The organism is Vibrio diazotrophicus, from assembly GCF_038452265.1.
GTDB lineage: Bacteria > Pseudomonadota > Gammaproteobacteria > Enterobacterales > Vibrionaceae > Vibrio > Vibrio diazotrophicus.
The window spans coordinates 2,790,323-2,809,301 of sequence record NZ_CP151842.1; the positions used below are offsets into that span (position 1 = coordinate 2,790,323).

At 44.6% G+C, this 18,979-nt stretch carries 16 protein-coding genes; 2 read left to right on the forward strand and 14 right to left on the reverse strand.

Annotation, left to right across the window (positions count from 1 at the left end):
- Positions 1 to 89: 89 nt before the first annotated feature.
- From AAGA51_RS12840 to cysP, 9 genes are all read right to left on the reverse strand, one after another.
- Complete coding sequence (locus tag AAGA51_RS12840) at positions 90 to 1,277, reverse strand: aspartate kinase (RefSeq protein WP_042480558.1); 1,188 nt, start codon at positions 1,275 to 1,277, stop codon at positions 90 to 92.
- A 189-nt stretch (positions 1,278 to 1,466) separates the two neighbouring features.
- Positions 1,467 to 4,049, reverse strand: a complete 2,583-nt coding sequence (gene alaS / locus AAGA51_RS12845) for an alanine--tRNA ligase (RefSeq protein WP_042480561.1) — start codon at positions 4,047 to 4,049, stop codon at positions 1,467 to 1,469.
- 177 nt (positions 4,050 to 4,226) lie between these two features.
- Positions 4,227 to 4,694 (reverse strand): recombination regulator RecX, encoded by a 468-nt coding sequence (recX, locus tag AAGA51_RS12850; protein ID WP_042480564.1) that lies wholly within the window; start codon positions 4,692 to 4,694, stop codon positions 4,227 to 4,229.
- A 99-nt stretch (positions 4,695 to 4,793) separates the two neighbouring features.
- Positions 4,794 to 5,843 carry a recombinase RecA gene (recA, locus tag AAGA51_RS12855; protein ID WP_042480567.1) on the reverse strand — a complete coding sequence of 350 codons (1,050 nt, stop codon included), beginning with the start codon at positions 5,841 to 5,843 and terminating at the stop codon, positions 4,794 to 4,796.
- A gap of 156 nt (positions 5,844 to 5,999) precedes the next feature.
- Positions 6,000 to 6,482: a nicotinamide-nucleotide amidase gene (gene pncC / locus AAGA51_RS12860; RefSeq protein ID WP_042480570.1), complete on the reverse strand. Its 483-nt coding sequence runs from the start codon at positions 6,480 to 6,482 to the stop codon at positions 6,000 to 6,002.
- Between the two features lie 128 nt (positions 6,483 to 6,610).
- A complete protein-coding gene (locus AAGA51_RS12865; protein ID WP_042480572.1) occupies positions 6,611 to 7,741 on the reverse strand; it encodes a sulfate/molybdate ABC transporter ATP-binding protein in 1,131 nt (376 codons plus the stop codon).
- Positions 7,738 to 8,616 (reverse strand): sulfate ABC transporter permease subunit CysW, encoded by an 879-nt coding sequence (cysW, locus tag AAGA51_RS12870; protein ID WP_042480575.1) that lies wholly within the window; start codon positions 8,614 to 8,616, stop codon positions 7,738 to 7,740. Before cysW ends, AAGA51_RS12865 begins: the two co-directional genes overlap by 4 nt.
- A 14-nt stretch (positions 8,617 to 8,630) precedes the next feature.
- A complete protein-coding gene (gene cysT / locus AAGA51_RS12875) occupies positions 8,631 to 9,500 on the reverse strand; it encodes a sulfate/thiosulfate ABC transporter permease CysT (RefSeq protein ID WP_042480579.1) in 870 nt (289 codons plus the stop codon).
- 82 nt (positions 9,501 to 9,582) lie between these two features.
- A complete protein-coding gene (gene cysP / locus AAGA51_RS12880; RefSeq protein ID WP_042480581.1) occupies positions 9,583 to 10,584 on the reverse strand; it encodes a thiosulfate ABC transporter substrate-binding protein CysP in 1,002 nt (333 codons plus the stop codon).
- 213 nt (positions 10,585 to 10,797) lie between these two features.
- Here cysP and cysM point away from each other — a divergent pair, with 213 nt between their 5' ends.
- Positions 10,798 to 11,688, forward strand: a complete 891-nt coding sequence (gene cysM / locus AAGA51_RS12885) for a cysteine synthase CysM (RefSeq protein WP_042480584.1) — start codon at positions 10,798 to 10,800, stop codon at positions 11,686 to 11,688.
- Positions 11,689 to 11,889: 201 nt separating this feature from the next.
- Complete coding sequence (gene mutS, locus AAGA51_RS12890; RefSeq protein WP_042480587.1) at positions 11,890 to 14,475, forward strand: DNA mismatch repair protein MutS; 2,586 nt, start codon at positions 11,890 to 11,892, stop codon at positions 14,473 to 14,475.
- Positions 14,476 to 14,554: 79 nt separating this feature from the next.
- Here mutS and rpoS read toward each other — a convergent pair whose 3' ends face one another.
- From rpoS to truD, 5 genes are all read right to left on the reverse strand, one after another.
- Positions 14,555 to 15,553 (reverse strand): RNA polymerase sigma factor RpoS, encoded by a 999-nt coding sequence (gene rpoS, locus AAGA51_RS12895; protein WP_042480590.1) that lies wholly within the window; start codon positions 15,551 to 15,553, stop codon positions 14,555 to 14,557.
- A 71-nt stretch (positions 15,554 to 15,624) separates the two neighbouring features.
- On the reverse strand, positions 15,625 to 16,548 hold the full coding sequence (locus tag AAGA51_RS12900) for a peptidoglycan DD-metalloendopeptidase family protein (RefSeq protein WP_042480594.1): 924 nt from the start codon (positions 16,546 to 16,548) through the stop codon (positions 15,625 to 15,627).
- The gene (locus AAGA51_RS12905) at positions 16,548 to 17,174 is read right to left on the reverse strand and encodes a protein-L-isoaspartate(D-aspartate) O-methyltransferase (RefSeq protein ID WP_042480597.1); all 627 of its coding nucleotides are present in this window, start codon (positions 17,172 to 17,174) and stop codon (positions 16,548 to 16,550) included. Before AAGA51_RS12905 ends, AAGA51_RS12900 begins: the two co-directional genes overlap by 1 nt.
- A complete protein-coding gene (gene surE, locus AAGA51_RS12910; RefSeq protein WP_042480600.1) occupies positions 17,167 to 17,934 on the reverse strand; it encodes a 5'/3'-nucleotidase SurE in 768 nt (255 codons plus the stop codon). Before surE ends, AAGA51_RS12905 begins: the two co-directional genes overlap by 8 nt.
- A complete protein-coding gene (gene truD / locus AAGA51_RS12915) occupies positions 17,927 to 18,973 on the reverse strand; it encodes a tRNA pseudouridine(13) synthase TruD (protein ID WP_042480602.1) in 1,047 nt (348 codons plus the stop codon). Before truD ends, surE begins: the two co-directional genes overlap by 8 nt.
- Positions 18,974 to 18,979: the final 6 nt, after the last annotated feature.

The window sequence follows — 18,979 nt, forward strand, 5'->3', positions numbered from 1 at the left end:
CTTTGCTCCTTGAGTAATCTCTGAATTATCTTGCAGTTACACTATTATCCAACAGAAGTTATATTTTGGTAAACTCTGTTGGCAGTCTATTAACCTAAAGATACTTGCTTAGGTTGAAAATCTAATAGTTCGTCAGAAGTTATAAAAGCCTCATGCAAAATATTAGCTGCTGAATTAACACTTTCTGGACTTAACATAAGCATGAATGATTGCGAAGTCGTTGAAACATAATGAATATTTATGTCGTGTTCAGCCAGTAATGCAAAAGAGCGGTCAACGAAGCTCGGGGCCTGTAAACCTACTGTGGTTAATAAACTCACATATTCACTATTACGGATTTTGTCACTGAACACCAGCTTCAACTTAGCACAAGCATCAAGTTTTATGACCACTCCTGCCCAATCTGTATCCTCGATCACACTCCACACCTCAATACCTAACATTTGGCAACGTTTCTGTAGGTTTGAAAGCGCTTCATGTTCAATGGTAATCAAAGCCATATCTCTTTGAATGGCGATACCACAGACAGGTTTGGTTCCTTGCTCCCCTTTAATCAAACTACCTTCATTAACATCGAAAGTAGACAAGACACGAAGTGGAACCGCATTATCCCATGCATACTGAACACATGGTAAATGTAAAACTTTTGCACCCTTACGAGCCATTTCTTCCATAGATGGGAAATCTACAACATCTAATTTCTGAGCATTCGGTACCACTCTTGGATCACAAGAGTAGACACCATCTACATCAGTAAAGATTTGGCATTCGTCAGCCTTGAGAGCTCCGGCAAGTGTCACAGCACTTGTATCTGAGCCACCGCGCCCTAACGTGGTGATGTCCCCATTCTCATTAACACCTTGAAAACCAGCTACTATCACGATTTGATCTTGTTCTAGTAGCTCGTTAATCGTTCGTGTATCAATGTACTTAATCGTCGCGTCATTGTGCAGGTTATCTGTCACTATGTTCGCTTGAGCTCCGGTTAGTGAACGGGCAGCAAAACCTAATTTATTTAAAGTCATTGCTAACAGTGCCATAGACACTTGTTCACCAGCAGAGAGCAAAACATCAAGTTCTCTTGCAGTTGGTACGCTATCGATTTGCTGAGCTAACGCCACTAATCGATTCGTTTCACCCGCTATTGCAGATACAACTACAACAACTTGATTACCATCATTTTTCGCCTTTATGATGTGTTCAGCTACAGTATGGATTGTTTCAATTGAACCCATAGAAGTTCCGCCAAACTTTTGCACGATAAGGGACTTTTTCACCAGTATTCACCTTCCCAAGACCGAAGTCTCATACGCACCAACTCGTTTATCCAACCGATAAATTCGTTTAGTAATAACAAAAACAAAACCAAGCAGATAACTGAGCGGAAAACTCCACCCAATTAAACCACTTGGTCAATGGAATTAAACATACGTCAGTTTAAGGTGAAACTGACGTAGCTAATTAATTTATAAGCGTTCTTCTAGCCAAGGCTGAACAGTTTGCATAGCCGCAGGTAAAGCTGATACATCTGTACCACCTGCCTGAGCCATATCAGGGCGACCGCCGCCCTTACCGCCAACTTGTTCTGCAACCATTTTAACTAAATCACCTGCTTTAACTTTGCTAGTCAGGTCGTTAGTTACACCAGCAATAAGGCCGACTTTGTCGTCCGCCACATTGGCCAGTAGAACAACACCACTACCAAGTTGATTCTTAATATCGTCAACCATGGTTCTTAGATTCTTACTGTCTGCGCCTTCAAGACCAGCGATAAGAACTTTAGTGCCGTTGATCACTTGAGCTTTGCCCATGATGTTGGCACTTTCAGCCGCTGCCATTTTGTCTTTCAGCTTCTGAATTTCTTTCTCTAACGCTTTTGCTTTGTTAGCCGCTTCAACAAGCTTCTCTTCATACTTGCGTGTTTGAGCATCGATAACATCTAGTGCTGATTCACCAGTAACTGCTTCAATACGGCGAATACCTGCTGCGATACCGCCTTCGGAAGTGATCTTGAACAGACCAATATCACCCGTATTTGATGCGTGAATACCACCACACAGTTCAGTTGAGAATTCACCCATTGAAAGCACACGAACTTGGTCATCGTATTTCTCACCGAACAGTGCCATTGCACCTTTCTTCTTCGCTGATTCGATGTCCATGATGTTCGTTTCAATCACGTGGTTACGACGTACTTGTTCATTAACCAAACGCTCTACTTCTTTCAGCTCTTGAGCAGTTACCGCTTCAAGATGAGAGAAGTCAAAACGCAGACCTTCAGGTTTCACTAAAGAACCTTTCTGAGCCACGTGTTCACCTAATACTTGGCGAAGTGCTGCATGTAACAGGTGAGTCGCTGAGTGGTTAAGAGACGTTGCTTGACGACGTTTAGCATCGACAACCGCTGTCACTTTATCGCCTTTAGCAAATACACCTTCAACAAGTACACCGTGATGAGCAAAAGCATTGCCTAGTTTCTGAGTGTCTTCGACTTTGAACAAACCTGATTCAAGTTTTAGTACACCAGCATCACCACACTGACCACCGGATTCTGCATAGAAAGGTGTTTCGTCTAGTACAACAATCGCTTTGTCGCCCGCTGACAATGAATCAACTTCGTTGCCTTCAACGAACATAGCGGTGATAGTGCCTTGACCTTCTGTCGCACTATAGCCACAGAACTCAGTGCTACCATCGACTTTGATTAGCGTGTTGTAATCAGTGCCGAATTGACCTGCTTCGCGAGCACGTTGACGCTGTTCTTCCATTGCCGCTTCAAAACCAGCTTCGTCGATTGTGAAGTTACGTTCACGAGCAACGTCGTTAGTTAAGTCAGCAGGGAAACCGTATGTGTCATAGAGTTTGAATACTGTTTCACCGTCAAGCTCATTGCCTTCTAGGTTATCCAGTGCTTCATTTAGAATAGCCATACCGCGATCAAGTGTGCGACTGAAGTTTTCTTCTTCAATACGAAGTACTTTCTCAACCACAGCTTGTTGCTTCTTAAGCTCTTCACCAGCTGTACCCATAACATCAGCCAGTACAGAAACAAGTTTGTAGAAGAAAGAACCTTGAGCACCCAGTTTGTTACCATGGCGAACTGCACGACGAATGATACGGCGCAGTACATAGCCACGACCTTCGTTAGAAGGCATAACACCGTCTACGATTAGGAATGCACATGAACGAATATGGTCAGCAACAACGCGCAATGACTGGTTAGAAAGATCGTCATGACCTGTCACTTCAGCGGCTGCTTTAATTAACGTTTGGAATACATCGATTTCGTAGTTTGAATGTACGTTCTGCATAATTGCAGAGATACGCTCAATACCCATACCCGTGTCCACAGATGGCTTAGGTAATGGTTCCATCGTGCCATCAGCATGACGGTTGAACTGCATAAATACGTTGTTCCAGATCTCGATGAATCGGTCACCATCTTCTTCTGGAGAGCCCGGAGGACCGCCCCAAATATGATCACCGTGATCGTAGAAAATCTCTGTACATGGACCACATGGACCAGTATCGCCCATTTGCCAGAAGTTATCTGATTCATACGCTTTACCGCCAGGCTTATCGCCAATGCGAATAATGCGATCTGCCGGAATACCAACCTGTTTGTTCCAGATATCGAATGCTTCATCATCAGTTTGGTAAACCGTTACTAGCAGGCGATCTTTTGGTAATTGCAGAACTTCAGTCAGAAATTCCCATGCGAATTTGATGGCATCTTCTTTGAAGTAATCACCGAAGCTGAAGTTACCCAACATTTCAAAGAATGTGTGGTGACGTGCGGTGAAACCCACGTTCTCCAAGTCATTGTGTTTACCACCAGCACGAACACAGCGTTGAGCTGTTGTGGCGCGAGTGTATGCTCGTTTCTCTAAACCTAGGAAACAATCTTTAAACTGGTTCATCCCTGCGTTAGTGAACAACAAGGTAGGATCGTTAGCAGGCACCAAAGACGAACTTTCGACGATTTGGTGGCCTTTACTTTCAAAGAATGAGAGGAACGCGCGGCGAACCTCATCCGTGCTCATGTACATGCAGCTCTTCCTGAAATACTCAAGTTAGAATTTTGCGCTATTGTAAAGCATGGATAAGAGTTCGCCTAGTTTTCTTAAAGAAAAGACGAACAAGAATTGAAATTTAGCGGAATGTCATGAAGTTAAATGATGAATAGAATTGAGACGAGTGACAGCAAGCGGTAGAGCAGTTGGTTCTCAGTGACCACCTTCTTCATCAATACTCAAAGCGTAGTTTATTTGGTCGAAATTAAAGCCTCGATACTGAAGGAATCTTACCCTCTTCGCGTACTCTTTTTGATCTTGAGTCATAACATGTTTGAATTTCTTTTCTGCCGTTTGCTTCGCTAACTCAAACCAATCGACCTCTTCTTGTTCTATTGCGCTATTAACCACATCATTTTCAACACGTTTTTGTTGAAGTTCCTGACGAATTCGCCTTTCACCATGCCCTTTTGCAATATGCTGTCTAACTTGGCTCCGAGCAAAGCGTTGATCATCTAAGTAACCTAGCTCTTTACAATAGATGACCGCTTGTTGAACTTCCTCTTCTTCAAAGCCTTTCAACAGTAGCTTTTGCCAAAGTTCAAACTCGCCATGATCACGTCTTGTCAGCAGATACAAAGCGCGTTCTTTGCAGCTCATCTTATTAGGGCTTGAATACATACCACCTCAAAGCTCACACCTAAATTTTAATAACAAAAAGCCCCGCTAATCAGCAGGGCTCTGAAATCACTATCACTGTGTTGATTAAACCAGTAGTGATTAAAATTCTTCTTCTTCAACAGACGGCTGAGCTACATCAGCAGATACAGGTGCTTCTAAGCTAGGGTTTAGTAGCATCTCGCGAAGTTTAGCGTCAATTGTTGCTGCTGCTTCTGGGTTCTCTCGTAGGTATTTACATGCGTTAGCTTTACCTTGACCGATCTTGTCGCCATTATAGCTATACCAAGCACCAGCCTTCTCAACTAGCTTGTGTTTAACACCTAAATCAATCAGTTCACCTTCGCGGTTAAAGCCTTGGCCGTAAAGAATTTGCGTATCAGCTTGTTTAAATGGCGCTGCAATCTTGTTCTTAACCACTTTGATACGTGTTTCGTTACCAACAACTTCATCGCCTTCTTTGATAGAACCAGTACGACGAATATCTAGACGTACAGAAGCGTAGAATTTAAGAGCGTTACCACCCGTTGTTGTTTCAGGGTTACCGAACATCACACCAATCTTCATACGAATTTGGTTGATGAAGATACACATACAGTTTGACTGCTTCAGGTTACCCGTTAATTTACGCATTGCTTGAGAAAGCATACGAGCTTGAAGACCCATGTGGCTATCGCCCATTTCACCTTCAATTTCTGCTTTCGGCGTTAGTGCTGCAACTGAGTCGACAACCATAACATCTACCGCACCAGAACGAGCCAATGCGTCACAGATTTCAAGTGCTTGCTCACCAGTATCTGGCTGAGAAACCAATAGTTCATCAATATTAACGCCGAGTTTGCGAGCGTAGATTGGGTCTAGAGCATGCTCAGCATCAATAAAGGCACAAGTTTTACCTACACGTTGCGCTGCAGCAATCAGTTCAAGAGTCAGTGTTGTTTTACCTGAAGATTCTGGACCGTAGACTTCTACAATACGTCCCATTGGTAAACCACCAGCACCTAACGCGATATCCAAAGAAAGTGAACCCGTAGAGATGGTTTCTACATCCATAGTACGGTTGTCACCAAGGCGCATAATCGAACCTTTACCGAATTGCTTTTCAATTTGACCTAGGGCTGCGGCTAACGCCTTCTGTTTATTCTCGTCCATTACTTTCTCCAGACTGTCACTTGCGTGATGTTAGGGTTCATTGACCCTGGAAATTGGTTGACTTAATTACGTCGAATGCTGCTCATTATACTGTTGATTCATACAGTGTCCACCCCTGTATGGAAAAAAGTTGTCACTTGCCGAAAAGTCAGAGACTTAAGACAAATGCTCTTTAATTGTTTCTAAGGCATGGATCACAGCTTGGGTTCGAACAGCACTGCGATCGCCAGTAAAGTGTTGAGTTTCAACCTTGAGCCATTCGGATTTATCTGCCCAAGCAAAGCACACTGTCCCAACTGGTTTTTCTTCACTTCCTCCAGTCGGTCCTGCAATACCGCTGATCGAAACACCGATAGTCGCGTTGGAATTTTTCAGTGCTCCTTGCACCATTTGAATCACAACAGGTTCAGATACCGCGCCAAATTCCGCGAGAGTTTGCCCTTCAACGCCAATCATTTCTTGTTTTGCTTCATTGCTATAGGTAACAAAAGCCCGATCAAACCATGCAGAACTTCCTGCAATTTCAGTGATTGCATTGGCGACACCACCACCGGTACAAGACTCAGCCGTCACTAAAATCTGTTTGTGCTTAAGCAATAACTCGCCCAGTAGTTGGCTTAATTGTTCTACGGAATTCATGAGAAAACACCTAACCTTTTATCAATCAGATAAAGCTAACTGATAGTCAACCAATTGCCAACCGCAGAAATAATAAGAGTGCCAACAGGCACTCTTATCTTTAGCGTTTGTTCAGACATATAGAACAATTAAATCTCGAACATTAAGTTACCCGGAGCCAAGAACGGCCAGCGTATAACTTCCGGTGCTTGATGTGAATCATCAGCAAAGAAGTACCCTACTTGAGGCAAAGCGAAAACCTGATCGCCGCGCTTTAGAGATTGCTCATTGAGAGAACGGTGAGAAAGTTTCGCTTCCCAAAGTTCATCGGTTTGCCAACCAATTGGTGATAACTCAACTCGCACTTCAGCCCCAACAGGGTTGATAGACACCACTTCACAAGGCAATGATGCTTGGCTGTTTTCTTTTGTCGATAGGCTCAGCTCATGGCTACGTATGTAAAGCTGACCGTTTTTCTGTGTCGTTTCATTAAATGGTGGCAAAACAAACGCTTCGCCATTCTTCCACTGTTCTTGCTGCCAGTTCGCTTTGAATTGGTTTACGTTACCAAAGAAATCAAACACAAAACGGCTATTCGGATGTGCATACAACTCAACTGGCGAATCCACCTGCTCAATTCTACCATTGCTCATTACCACTACGCGATCAGATAGCTCTAGAGCCTCATCCTGATCATGAGTCACGAATACGCTGGTAAAGCCAAGCTCATCGTGCAAACTGCGTAACCAGCGTCGCAAGTCTTTACGTACTTTTGCGTCCAACGCGCCGAATGGCTCATCAAGTAGAAGTACTTCTGGCTTGGTTGCTAGCGCTCGCGCAAGTGCGATACGCTGCTTTTGCCCGCCAGAAAGCTGCTCTGGGTAGCGGCCTGCTAAATGTCCAAGCTGCACAATTTCCAACAGTTGCTTTACTCGCTTATTGATTTCAGCTTGAGAAGGACGTTGTGAACGTTCCATAACCTGCAAACCAAACGCAACGTTGTCAGCCACCGTCATGTGACGAAACAGCGCATAGTTTTGGAAAACAAAACCGACTCGGCGGTCACGCACGTGTACGTTAGTCACATCGCGATCGCGGAAATGGATAGTTCCAGAATTGGCACTTTCCAAACCAGCAATAATACGCAGTAATGTTGTTTTACCTGAACCTGACGGTCCAAGTAAGCCAATCATTTCACCATCTTCAATATGCAAGGAGAGTGGCGAAAGTGCCTGAAATTTGCCGAAATGCTTCGAAATATTGTCTAAACGAATACTCATAACGTTCCTTGCTGCTCTTGTTTAATGACATGATTTCGTTCTTGGCGCCATTCAACAAAGGCTTTCAAAATCAAAGTTAATAAAGCGATAAAGGCCAAAAGTGACGCACTCGCAAATGCCGCTTCTGATTGGTAATCCTCATAAAGAAGCTGAACATGTAAAGGCAAGGTGTTGGTTTCACCACGGATATTACCTGACACAACCGCCACTGCACCAAACTCACCAACAGCTCTTGCATTGGTTAGGATGACACCGTAAATCAATGCCCACTTAATGTTTGGCAGTGTGACTCGGCGAAACAGTTGCCACCAAGAGGCACCAAGGATCACCGCTGCTTCTTCATCGCTACGACCTTGTTGTTGCATCAAAGGAATCAATTCTCTGGCAACAAATGGACAGGTCACAAACACCGTCACAAGCACAATACCCGGCCAAGCAAACATGATTTGCAGATCGCGTTCATATAACCATTCACCGAGCCAACCGCTGCTGCCATAAAGCAGCAGATAAAGCAGGCCTGCAACAACAGGCGATACAGCGAATGGAATATCAATTAAGGTGGTAAGAAATTTACGCCCTGTAAACTCAAAGCGAGTCACTGACCACGCTAGCATCACACCGAACACTAAGTTAATCGGCACCGTCAGTAACGCCACCACCAAGGTTAGGCCGATTGCATGCAGGGTATCTGGTTCACTGAGGTTAGTAATGTAAGTTTCTAGGCCACTGGCAAAGGCTTGTTGGAAAATGCTTAGCAGTGGGATCAACAGCAACACTGCTACAAAAAATAACGCCAGAGAGATTAAACTCCATTTAACCCAAGGCTGTTCACCGACTCGTAAAGGTCTTTGATTTGCTGTTCTTTGACTAGACATAACGAATAGACTCCCTATCGACCATGAATTCGGCGTAAATACGCGCCTTGCCACAGGTTGATCACTAATAGAAGTGACAACGAGGTAAGAAGGACGACTGAAGCAATCGCACTCGCCGCAGGGAAATCAAATTCCTGTAAGCGGACAAAGATCATCAGAGAAGTGATTTCACTGACATAAGGCATGTTGCCCGCAATAAATATCACCGCACCAAACTCACCTAAACTACGAGTGAATGATAAAGCAACGCCCACCAGCAAAGCTGGCCAAAGCGAAGGCATTATCACACGCCAAAATACTGCGCTGTCAGACGCGCCAAGCGTCATGCCTGCTTCTTCTTCCTCACGGGAGATTTCTTCAAGTACTGGTTGTACGGTACGAACAACGAAAGGAATACTGGTGAAAGCCATAGCGACAATAATGCCCAAAGGGGTATACGCCACTTTCAAACCGATACTTTCCAGCACACTGCCTATCCAACCGTGGCTTGAATACAAAGTTGCAAGGGTAATACCCGCAACCGCTGTAGGTAACGCGAAAGGCAAGTCAACTAATGCATCAAGAATTCGTTTACCCGGAAAGGTGTAGCGAACCAATACCCAAGCAAGTAGCAGACCGAAAGCACCGTTAAACAGTGATGCAACGAATGCGGATAACACGGTCACTTTGTAACTTGCTACCACACGAGGGTCAGCAATCACCTGCCAATATTCACTAAGAGACATGCCTTTGGTTTGCATTACCAGACCTGTTGCTGGGAGCAACAAAATCAAGCTAACAAACAACAATGAGATACCTAAACTTATCGCAAATCCCGGTAAAACACGGGTTTTCTTAGGTACACCATGATGTTTCGGGCGAGATGTCACAACAGATCCGCTCATAAACTCTCAATCTAACTTATCAAAGAGAAAAATAACCGCCTCTCAGCCCTGATTTAGCAGTGTAAGAGGCGGCACTTATCGATTAACGACGTTGTAGTTGGTCTAACTTAGCGCCATTAGAGAATTGGGTTTTCATCGCTTGATCCCAACCACCGATGATCTGCTCAACAGTCAGTAGTTCTACTTCAGGGAAACGGTCAGCAAATTCTGCTTTTACTGTTTCATCGTGCACGCGGTAGTTAAAGCCAGCCAACATACGTTGTGCATCTTCACTGTACAGGTATGAAAGATACTCAGTTGCGACTTCTGTAGTCCCGTTACGTTTCGCATTGCGCTCAACAACTGCTACTGGGAACTCCGCAAGAATTGACGTTTTCGGTACCACAACTTGGTAGTTATCTTCGCCGTACTGTTTGCGGATATTGTTTACTTCTGATTCGAACGTGATAAGAACGTCGCCTAATTGACGTTCAACGAATGAAGTTGTCGCGCCACGGCCACCTGTATCAAATACCGCGACGTTTGCTAGGAATTGCTTCAAGAATTCATCTTGTTTCGCTTCGTTATCTTTACCAAACGCTTTCTGAGCGTAGCCTAGAGCAGCTAGATATGTGTAACGAGCGTTACCCGAAGTTTTCGGGTTAGGGAAAACAGATGACACATCTTCACGAGCTAAATCACCCCAGTCTTGAATATTCTTAGGGTTACCTTTACGCACCAAAAATGCCGTTGTTGAGTAATAAGGTGAACTTGCGTTTGGTAGCAAATCTTGCCAGTTGGCAGGAATCAATTTTCCTTTGTCATGCAGTACTTGTACGTCTGTAACTTGGTTAAAAGTAACAACATCCGCAGACAGACCTTGCAGAATAGAACGAGCTTGCGCAGATGAACCGCCGTGCGATTGCTTAATCTCAATCGTTTTGCCTGTTTTTTCTTTCCAGTGTTCTGCAAACAACGGGTTATATGAAGCAAACAACTCACGAGCAATATCGTAAGAAGAGTTCAAGATTGTTTGATCTGCTGCTGAGGCGTTAAATGATCCCGCAATTAATAAAGCTGCGAGTGCTGACTTCATCTTTTTCATTATGTTCATACTCCAAAATCATCTTGCCGATATGGCTTCCTTTTAGACTAGAGTATGTGCATAAAACGATTATAACAAAGGTTATAAATAGAACCTTTTGGAATAATATCAAACAATAAATTGTATGCTCATCACTAATAGAGACTTGTGTTGGAGTGGAGAAGAATTAGACAATAGCAGCACTTAAAAGACTAACAATAAAAGGCTGATAACGTGTCTGACTTTCCAACCATTGAAGCTTATGTAGGCCAAACGCCTCTGGTAAAACTGCAACGTCTAGCATCGGGTAGCCAAAGTACCGTGCTCGTGAAACTGGAAGGAAATAACCCTGCTGGCTCGGTTAAAGATCGCCCTGCACTGAATATGATTATTCAAGCCGAAGCTCGCGGCACTATTCAACCAGGTGACACCATTATTGAAGCGACGAGCGGCAACACAGGTATCGCTCTGGCGATGGCAGCGGCTATCAAAGGCTATAAGATGATTCTTATCATGCCGGATAACTCTACTCAGGAGCGTAAGGATTCGATGCGTGCTTATGGCGCAGAGCTGATTCTGGTGAGTAAAGAACAAGGGATGGAAGGCGCGCGAGACCTAGCATTACAAATGCAAAGTGAAGGCAAAGGTAAAGTTCTCGATCAGTTCAACAACCCAGACAATCCTGATGCACACTTTCACTCTACTGGGCCGGAAATCTGGCAACAAAGCCAAGGCAAGATCACTCACTTTGTTTCGAGCATGGGTACAACCGGCACTATTATGGGTGTATCTCGTTTCCTAAAGAGCCAGAATCCTGAAATTAATATTGTTGGTCTGCAACCTTCAGAAGGCAGTGCCATTCCGGGTATTCGCCGCTGGCCGCAAGAGTATTTACCGGGCATCTTCAATGCCGCCGACGTTGACCAAGTGATAGATATTGATCAACAAGATGCTGAAAACACAGCCAGAGCATTAGCGCGTGAAGAAGGCATCTGTGCAGGCGTAAGCTCTGGTGGTGCAGTATTCGCAGCGATTGAAATTGCAAAACAAAACCCGGGATCGGTGGTTGTTGCGATCATCTGTGATCGCGGTGATCGTTACCTCTCTTCAGGTCTTTTCTCTTAGCACCTCTTCTTTTCGTAACTTTTGTCTCGTATTCATCCCCTTATCATTCGCGATGTAAGGGGATAATTGCTCTGTCGTTGTTTGATTTGTTATCATCACTCACCGTTTTCAAGTGACCTTACGCGTGACTTAGCTCATGACTATTTATTTGATAGTTAGAGCAAAAGGACTGCCAACGATACCAACAAGTGATGTAACGCCATGAATCAATCGAGCGAGTCTCTTTCGCACCACACTCCAATGATGCAGCAGTACCTAAAACTCAAGGCTGAAAACCCTGAGATATTGTTGTTCTATCGTATGGGGGATTTTTATGAGCTTTTCTACGATGACGCTAAACGCGCGTCGCAACTGTTGGATATCTCTCTGACCAAACGAGGTGCATCTGCCGGTGAACCTATTCCAATGGCGGGCGTTCCATTCCACGCGGTTGAAGGTTACTTAGCGAAATTAGTTCAATTGGGTGAGTCAGTCGCTATCTGCGAACAAATCGGCGATCCTGCCACCAGCAAAGGTCCTGTAGAACGTAAAGTCGTACGTATCGTCACTCCGGGTACGGTCACGGACGAAGCACTGCTATCTGAACGTCTAGATAACCTTGTTGCTGCGATTTATCACCACGATGGCAAATTTGGTTACGCCACTTTGGATATTACTTCTGGCCGTTTCCAACTGAGTGAACCTGAAACCGAAGAAGCAATGGCGGCAGAGTTACAAAGAACCGCACCTCGTGAACTGCTTTTCCCTGAAGATTTCACACCAGTTCAACTGATGGCAAGCCGCAAGGCTAATCGTCGTCGCCCTATTTGGGAATTTGAACTTGATACCGCTAAGCAGCAACTTAACCAACAATTTGGCACTCGTGATCTGGTCGGTTTTGGGGTTGAAAATGCAAAATTGGGATTATGTGCTGCGGGCTGTTTGATCCAGTACGTTAAAGATACTCAGCGCACTGCGCTACCACATATCCGTTCACTAACGTTTGATCGCCAAGATCAGTCGGTGATTCTCGATGCTGCAACACGTCGCAATTTAGAGCTGACGCAAAATCTCGCTGGTGGCACAGACAACACATTAGCGGAAGTACTTGACCACTGTGCAACACCTATGGGCAGCCGTATGCTCAAGCGTTGGATCCACCAGCCTATGCGTTGCATTAAGACTCTGAATCAACGTCTGGATGCGATTGGTGAGATCAAGCAACAAGGTCTATTCGCCGATCTTCATCCTGTTTTAAAACAAATTGGCGACATAGAGCGAATTTTGGCGCGTCTGGCACTACGCTCTGCCCGACCAAGAGATTTGGCTCGCCTGCGTAATGCCATGCAGCAGCTTCCTGAACTGAGCGATACATTGACTGAGCTGTCGCATCCTTATCTGGCGAAGTTACGTGATTACACTCAACCGATGGATGAACTGTGTGAGCTGTTAGAAAGAGCTATCAAGGAAAACCCGCCAGTGGTCATTCGTGATGGTGGCGTGATTGCTGAAGGCTACAACGCAGAGCTCGATGAATGGCGAGCTCTCGCCACTGGCGCGACCGAATATCTGGAAAAACTGGAAGCGGATGAACGTGACCGTCACGGAATCGATACACTGAAAGTTGGCTATAATGCAGTTCACGGTTTCTTTATTCAGGTGAGCCGAGGGCAAAGCCATCTTGTTCCACCGCATTATGTGCGTCGCCAAACCTTGAAGAATGCAGAACGCTACATTATCCCTGAGCTGAAAGAACACGAAGATAAAGTGCTGAATTCAAAATCGAAAGCACTGGCTTTGGAAAAGCAACTTTGGGATCAACTGTTCGATTTATTACTGCCTCATCTTGAGCAAATGCAGAACCTTGCATCTGCTTTGTCACAGCTGGATGTACTGCAAAACTTAGCAGAGCGCGCAGAAAGTTTAGATTACTGCCGCCCAACCATTACCGAAGCACCGGGGATTCATATCCAGTCAGGTCGTCATCCTGTGGTTGAGCAAGTAATGAATGACCCGTTTATTGCTAACCCAATAGAACTGCACGCTCAACGCAAAATGTTGATCATCACAGGTCCAAATATGGGCGGTAAATCCACCTATATGCGCCAAACTGCGTTAATTGCGCTGCTTGCACACATTGGCTGCTATGTTCCTGCCGAATCGGCGCAAATCGGTTTGTTAGATAGAATCTTCACCCGTATCGGCGCTTCAGATGATCTTGCTTCTGGACGTTCAACCTTCATGGTTGAAATGACAGAGACAGCTAACATCCTGCATAACGCAACAGAGAAAAGCTTAGTCTTAATGGATGAAATCGGTCGTGGCACCAGTACTTATGATGGTCTGTCACTGGCTTGGGCAAGTGCGGAATGGTTGGCGAAACAGATCGGCGCTTTAACTCTGTTTGCTACTCACTATTTTGAGCTCACTGAATTGCCGAATGTATTACCAAATTTGGCGAACGTTCACTTAGATGCGGTTGAGCATGGTGATAGCATTGCCTTCATGCACGCGGTACAAGAAGGCGCTGCCAGCAAATCTTATGGCTTGGCCGTTGCAGGGCTAGCTGGTGTACCAAAAACGGTGATCAAAAATGCGCGCAGCAAGCTGACTCAATTAGAGCAGCACAGTCTACAGCAAACGGGGCAACCTTCTTCGGCATCAAGCTCTAGAGTGGATATCGCCAACCAGCTAAGTTTGATCCCTGAGCCAAGTGAAGTTGAGAATGCATTAGCTGCCATTGATCCTGACGATTTAACCCCACGCCAAGCGTTAGAAGAGTTGTACCGTCTGAAGAAATTGCTGTAAATATCTTTGCAGGATTCAATAACAAAAAGGCACTCATTGAGTGCCTTTCTACTAGATAAAATTTGTAAACTTAAGAGTATTAAGCTTCCGCTTCCACGTTGAACAAAGATTCCATGTTCAAACCTTGTTTCATCAGAATCTCTCTCAAACGACGTAAACCTTCTACCTGAATCTGACGAACACGTTCACGAGTCAGGTTAATTTCACGTCCAACTTCTTCCAAAGTTGATGGCTCATAGCCTAACAAACCAAAGCGTCGTGCTAACACTTCTTTTTGTTTAGGGTTTAGTTCTTCAAGCCACGCAATCAATGAATCTCGGATATCATCATCTTGAGTCGAAACTTCAGGATCGGAGTTATTAATATCAGGAATAATATCGAGTAGCGCTTTATCCCCGTCACCACCAATAGGTGTATCTACAGAGCTGATACGTTCATTTAAACGCAGCATCTTGCTGACATCATCAACCGGTTTATCCAGTTCAGAAGCGATCTCTTCCGCTGTTGGCTCATGGTCGAGTTTTTGCGAAAGTTCACGTGCGGTACGTAGATAGATATTGAGCTCTTTAACTACGTGTATTGGTAAACGAATCGTACGAGTTTGATTCATCAGCGCACGTTCAATCGTTTGACGGATCCACCAAGTGGCGTAGGTTGAAAAGCGGAATCCACGTTCTGGATCGAATTTTTCAACCGCGCGGATCAAGCCCAAGTTACCTTCTTCAATAAGATCCAGTAAAGCGAGACCACGATTGCTATAACGACGGGATATTTTCACCACCAGACGTAAGTTACTTTCTATCATACGTCGTCTTGCAGCTTCGTCTCCACGAAGTGCTCGGCGAGCATAAAGAACTTCTTCTTCGGCGGTTAAAAGAGGTGAGAAACCAATCTCGCTGAGATACATCTGAGTCGCATCTAAGCTTTTGGTTGAAGCATCGAACTCTTCACGGACTTCTTCCGCTTGGTCAATGTCATCGTCTTCGGTAGTAAGCTTAGCGTCAACTTCAACAGCCTCTGTTGAATCAATATCTAAGTCAAACTCTTCTTCCTTGGTTACTGTATTGCTGATACTCATAGCGCCTCCCCCGGCGAGCTAGCAAGACATTACTGCTCAATATGTCACTACATAACTCTTCACAAGTATGTTTAAGGTAAATACCGTTTTGGATTAACAGACTTACCTTGATAACGAATTTCAAAGTGTAGACGAACACTGCTCGTACCGGAGCTGCCCATTGTTGCTATTTTTTGGCCAGCTTTAACACTTTGTCCTTCTTTAACCAACAGCCGGTCATTATGGGCATAAGCACTTAAATAATGCTCATTATGCTTTACGATGATTAAGTTGCCGTAACCTCGTAATGCATTACCCGAATAGACCACGGTTCCAGCAGCAGTAGAAGTAATGGATTGACCTCGCTGTCCTGCAATGTCGATACCTTTATTCCCTTGATCCCCTGCTGAAAAGTTTTTAACAACTCTCCCCTTCGTTGGCCATAACCACTTATCGACTTTATCGTTTTGTGGTTTGGGTTTACTTATAGTTTTGTTAACATTTTGTTGAGTATTAGAACCAACATACTCTTTTGTTTTCGATTGATCAATCGTCTTATTTGGATCTTTTTTGACCGAACTTTTCGATTTGTTAGCTTGAACAGCATTAGAATTTTTGCTCGATTTCGGGGGAGAAACCGAGGTTGATGTGGCTGCAACTGCCGCTGGAACACTAGATGTAGTAGCAACCACTGCTCCAGCCCCTGTACCACCGTAAGCAGGTGCAGTGTATGCCGGACGCCAAAGTCTTAACTTTTGACCAGGATGAATGGTGTAAGGAGGAGTGAGTTTATTGTAACTAATTATATCGTTTACATCTTTGTCTGTGACATAAGCTATAAAATACAGCGTATCACCACGGTTCACTTCATAGTAACTACCACGGTAACTACCACGCCCAATTTCTCGATAGTCTTTCTTTAGCCCAGAAACTGGCGCAGGAGAGCTTGCTGTACAGCCTAACAATAGGCCACACAGTCCACACGCCAATAATGTCTTAAGCTGAAAACGCTTCATTACGCTAAGTCACCAGCGACTAAAGGAACAAAACGCACCGTTTCTATTAGCTGAGAAATAAACTCATCACCTTTACGAATTATCTTGTACAACTGCTGCTCATCTTCACCGACAGGGATGACTAAACGCCCTCCGTCGGCAAGCTGATCCAGCAAAGCTTGTGGCACTTTCTGTGCCGCTGCCGTCACTATGATCGCATCAAATGGGGCTTTTGCTGCCCAGCCCTGCCATCCGTCGCCATGTTTAGTCGAGATGTTATAAATATCGAGCTGCTTTAGACGACGTTTTGCTTCCCATTGCAAAGATTTAATCCGTTCAACAGAAAACACATGCTCAACTAAGTGAGACAAGATCGCGGTCTGATAACCAGAGCCAGTCCCTACTTCCAACACTCGGCTATTTCGTTGCAGTTCGAGCATTTGAGTCATTTTTGCAACGATATATGGCTGAGAGATAGTTTGCCCCTGACCAATAGGTAGAGCATTGTTGTCATACGCCTGATGAACCATCGCTTGAGAAACGAAGTATTCACGAGGCAATTGATGTATTACCTGCAAAACCTGCTGATCAGTAATACCATTTGCTAATAAAAACTGAATTAATTTATCGGCTTTTGGATTAGCCATCAGTTCTGTCCTTTAACCAATGATCCATACTACCTAAAGACTCATGAGCGGTAAGATCCACCTGCATTGGAGTCAGTGAAACAAATCTATGCTCAATGGCATAGAAGTCAGTCCCTTCACCGGCATCTTGCTCTTTACCTGGAGGGCCTAACCAATAAATATCATGACCTCGAGGATCTTTCTGCTTAATCATGCTTTCTGCGTGATGACGAGCACCTAATCGCGTCACTTGGGTACCGGCAAGTTCTTCAAATGGGACATCTGGAACATTCACGTTCAATAAACGATTAGTTGGAATAGGTCGACGCAGATGTTGCTCTACCAATTGGCGGGCAATTTTTCCTGCTGTAGAAAAGTGTTGGTTTCCAACTAATGAAAAAGCAATCGACTGAACACCGAGGAAGTGACCTTCCATTGCAGCGGCAACAGTACCAGAATAAAGAACGTCATCGCCAAGGTTCGCACCATGGTTGATTCCGGTTAACACCAGATCCGGCATTGAATCTTTGAGCAGTTCATTCAAAGCGAAATGTACACAGTCCGTTGGCGTACCTTGAACTGAGTATGTATTCGGCGCGACTTGAGAAACACGCAGTGGCTGTTCTAATGTCAGAGAGTTCGACGCTCCAGAGCGGTTTCTGTCTGGCGCAACAATAATAACTTCTGCGAGATCCGAGATGGCAGCCGCTAGAGCATGAATACCATCGGCAAACACGCCATCATCATTGCTTAATAGTATTTTTAGTTTCTTATCACTCATAAACACGCTCTACAGGAATCTCTTCTATTAGTTCTCTCACTATCGAAGTCGCAAAACTGCCCGCATCAAGAGCGAATTTTAACGTAATAGAATCGCCATCCACTTGCCAACTCAAATCTTGAGCTTTCAACGCTATTGCTCTGCGATCATGACGCATACGATTACCGCGAATCAGCTTCATTAAGTCTTCTTCAGCATCGATAAAGTGCTGCTCAATCTTCTGCGCTTCTGCTTGTGTCGGCAATGCGTTATCACCAGCTAAAGCCGCAGAAATCTGTGCTTTATCTTGCTCAAGCAGTTGGTTGAATTCAGCAGTCTTATCTGCACTCACCAAAGTTTGCTCACCGTTAACCAGAGCGATATCACCGTCGATGAAACGATAGAAACAGTTTTGCTCAATACGCGAAGAAACAATGCGGTTGAAAATCCATGAACGAGCAGTAGAAAGATAAAGACTACGTTGGTTCTGGTTACGAGTACGGACGTTTTCACGCCCCCAACGGCGAGCTTCTTCTAAATTGTTACCATCTTTACCAAAACGCTGATTACCGAAGTAATTAGGCACACCTTGTTTTGCCACCACTTCCAAACGTTTAACCACTTCTTCAACATCGGTGACTTCTGACATAGTGACTTCGAAGTAGTTACCCGCTAAGTCACCCGGACGTAACTTTTTGTTGTGGCGAGTCATCGTTAGCACTTCAATGCTCGGATGCTGTGATTGAAACAGCGCAAGATTCGGAAAACCCGCGCTAGGTAAATGAACACTTAACCATTGTTCTGTCACTGCATGGCGGTCTTTCAAGCCTGCCCAGCTAACATCTTTTGACTTTACGCCACACGCTTTAGCCAGTTCATTGGCAACAAAACTGGTATTTTCACCCGTCTTACGAATAGAAACCATGAGATGCTCACCGCTACCCGTAAACTCATACCCCAGATTCTCAACCACTTTAAAATCTTCTGGTTTAGCTTTTATTTTGCCTTTCGCTGTAGGTTTACCGCACAGGTAAGCGAGTGAAGATAAAATATCTGTCATTTTCGA

Coding starts and splice junctions, on each gene's coding strand:
- AAGA51_RS12905 (WP_042480597.1), bottom strand. CDS start 17,174: ATGGCTAATCCAAAAGCCGATAAATTAATTCAGTTTTTATTAGCAAAT.
- AAGA51_RS12865 (WP_042480572.1), bottom strand. CDS start 7,741: ATGAGTATTCGTTTAGACAATATTTCGAAGCATTTCGGCAAATTTCAG.
- AAGA51_RS12900 (WP_042480594.1), bottom strand. CDS start 16,548: ATGAAGCGTTTTCAGCTTAAGACATTATTGGCGTGTGGACTGTGTGGC.
- cysT (WP_042480579.1), bottom strand. CDS start 9,500: ATGAGCGGATCTGTTGTGACATCTCGCCCGAAACATCATGGTGTACCT.
- pncC (WP_042480570.1), bottom strand. CDS start 6,482: ATGAATTCCGTAGAACAATTAAGCCAACTACTGGGCGAGTTATTGCTT.
- recA (WP_042480567.1), bottom strand. CDS start 5,843: ATGGACGAGAATAAACAGAAGGCGTTAGCCGCAGCCCTAGGTCAAATT.
- recX (WP_042480564.1), bottom strand. CDS start 4,694: ATGTATTCAAGCCCTAATAAGATGAGCTGCAAAGAACGCGCTTTGTAT.
- surE (WP_042480600.1), bottom strand. CDS start 17,934: ATGAGTGATAAGAAACTAAAAATACTATTAAGCAATGATGATGGCGTG.
- rpoS (WP_042480590.1), bottom strand. CDS start 15,553: ATGAGTATCAGCAATACAGTAACCAAGGAAGAAGAGTTTGACTTAGAT.
- cysP (WP_042480581.1), bottom strand. CDS start 10,584: ATGAAAAAGATGAAGTCAGCACTCGCAGCTTTATTAATTGCGGGATCA.
- mutS (WP_042480587.1), top strand. CDS start 11,890: ATGAATCAATCGAGCGAGTCTCTTTCGCACCACACTCCAATGATGCAG.
- cysW (WP_042480575.1), bottom strand. CDS start 8,616: ATGTCTAGTCAAAGAACAGCAAATCAAAGACCTTTACGAGTCGGTGAA.
- truD (WP_042480602.1), bottom strand. CDS start 18,973: ATGACAGATATTTTATCTTCACTCGCTTACCTGTGCGGTAAACCTACA.
- alaS (WP_042480561.1), bottom strand. CDS start 4,049: ATGTACATGAGCACGGATGAGGTTCGCCGCGCGTTCCTCTCATTCTTT.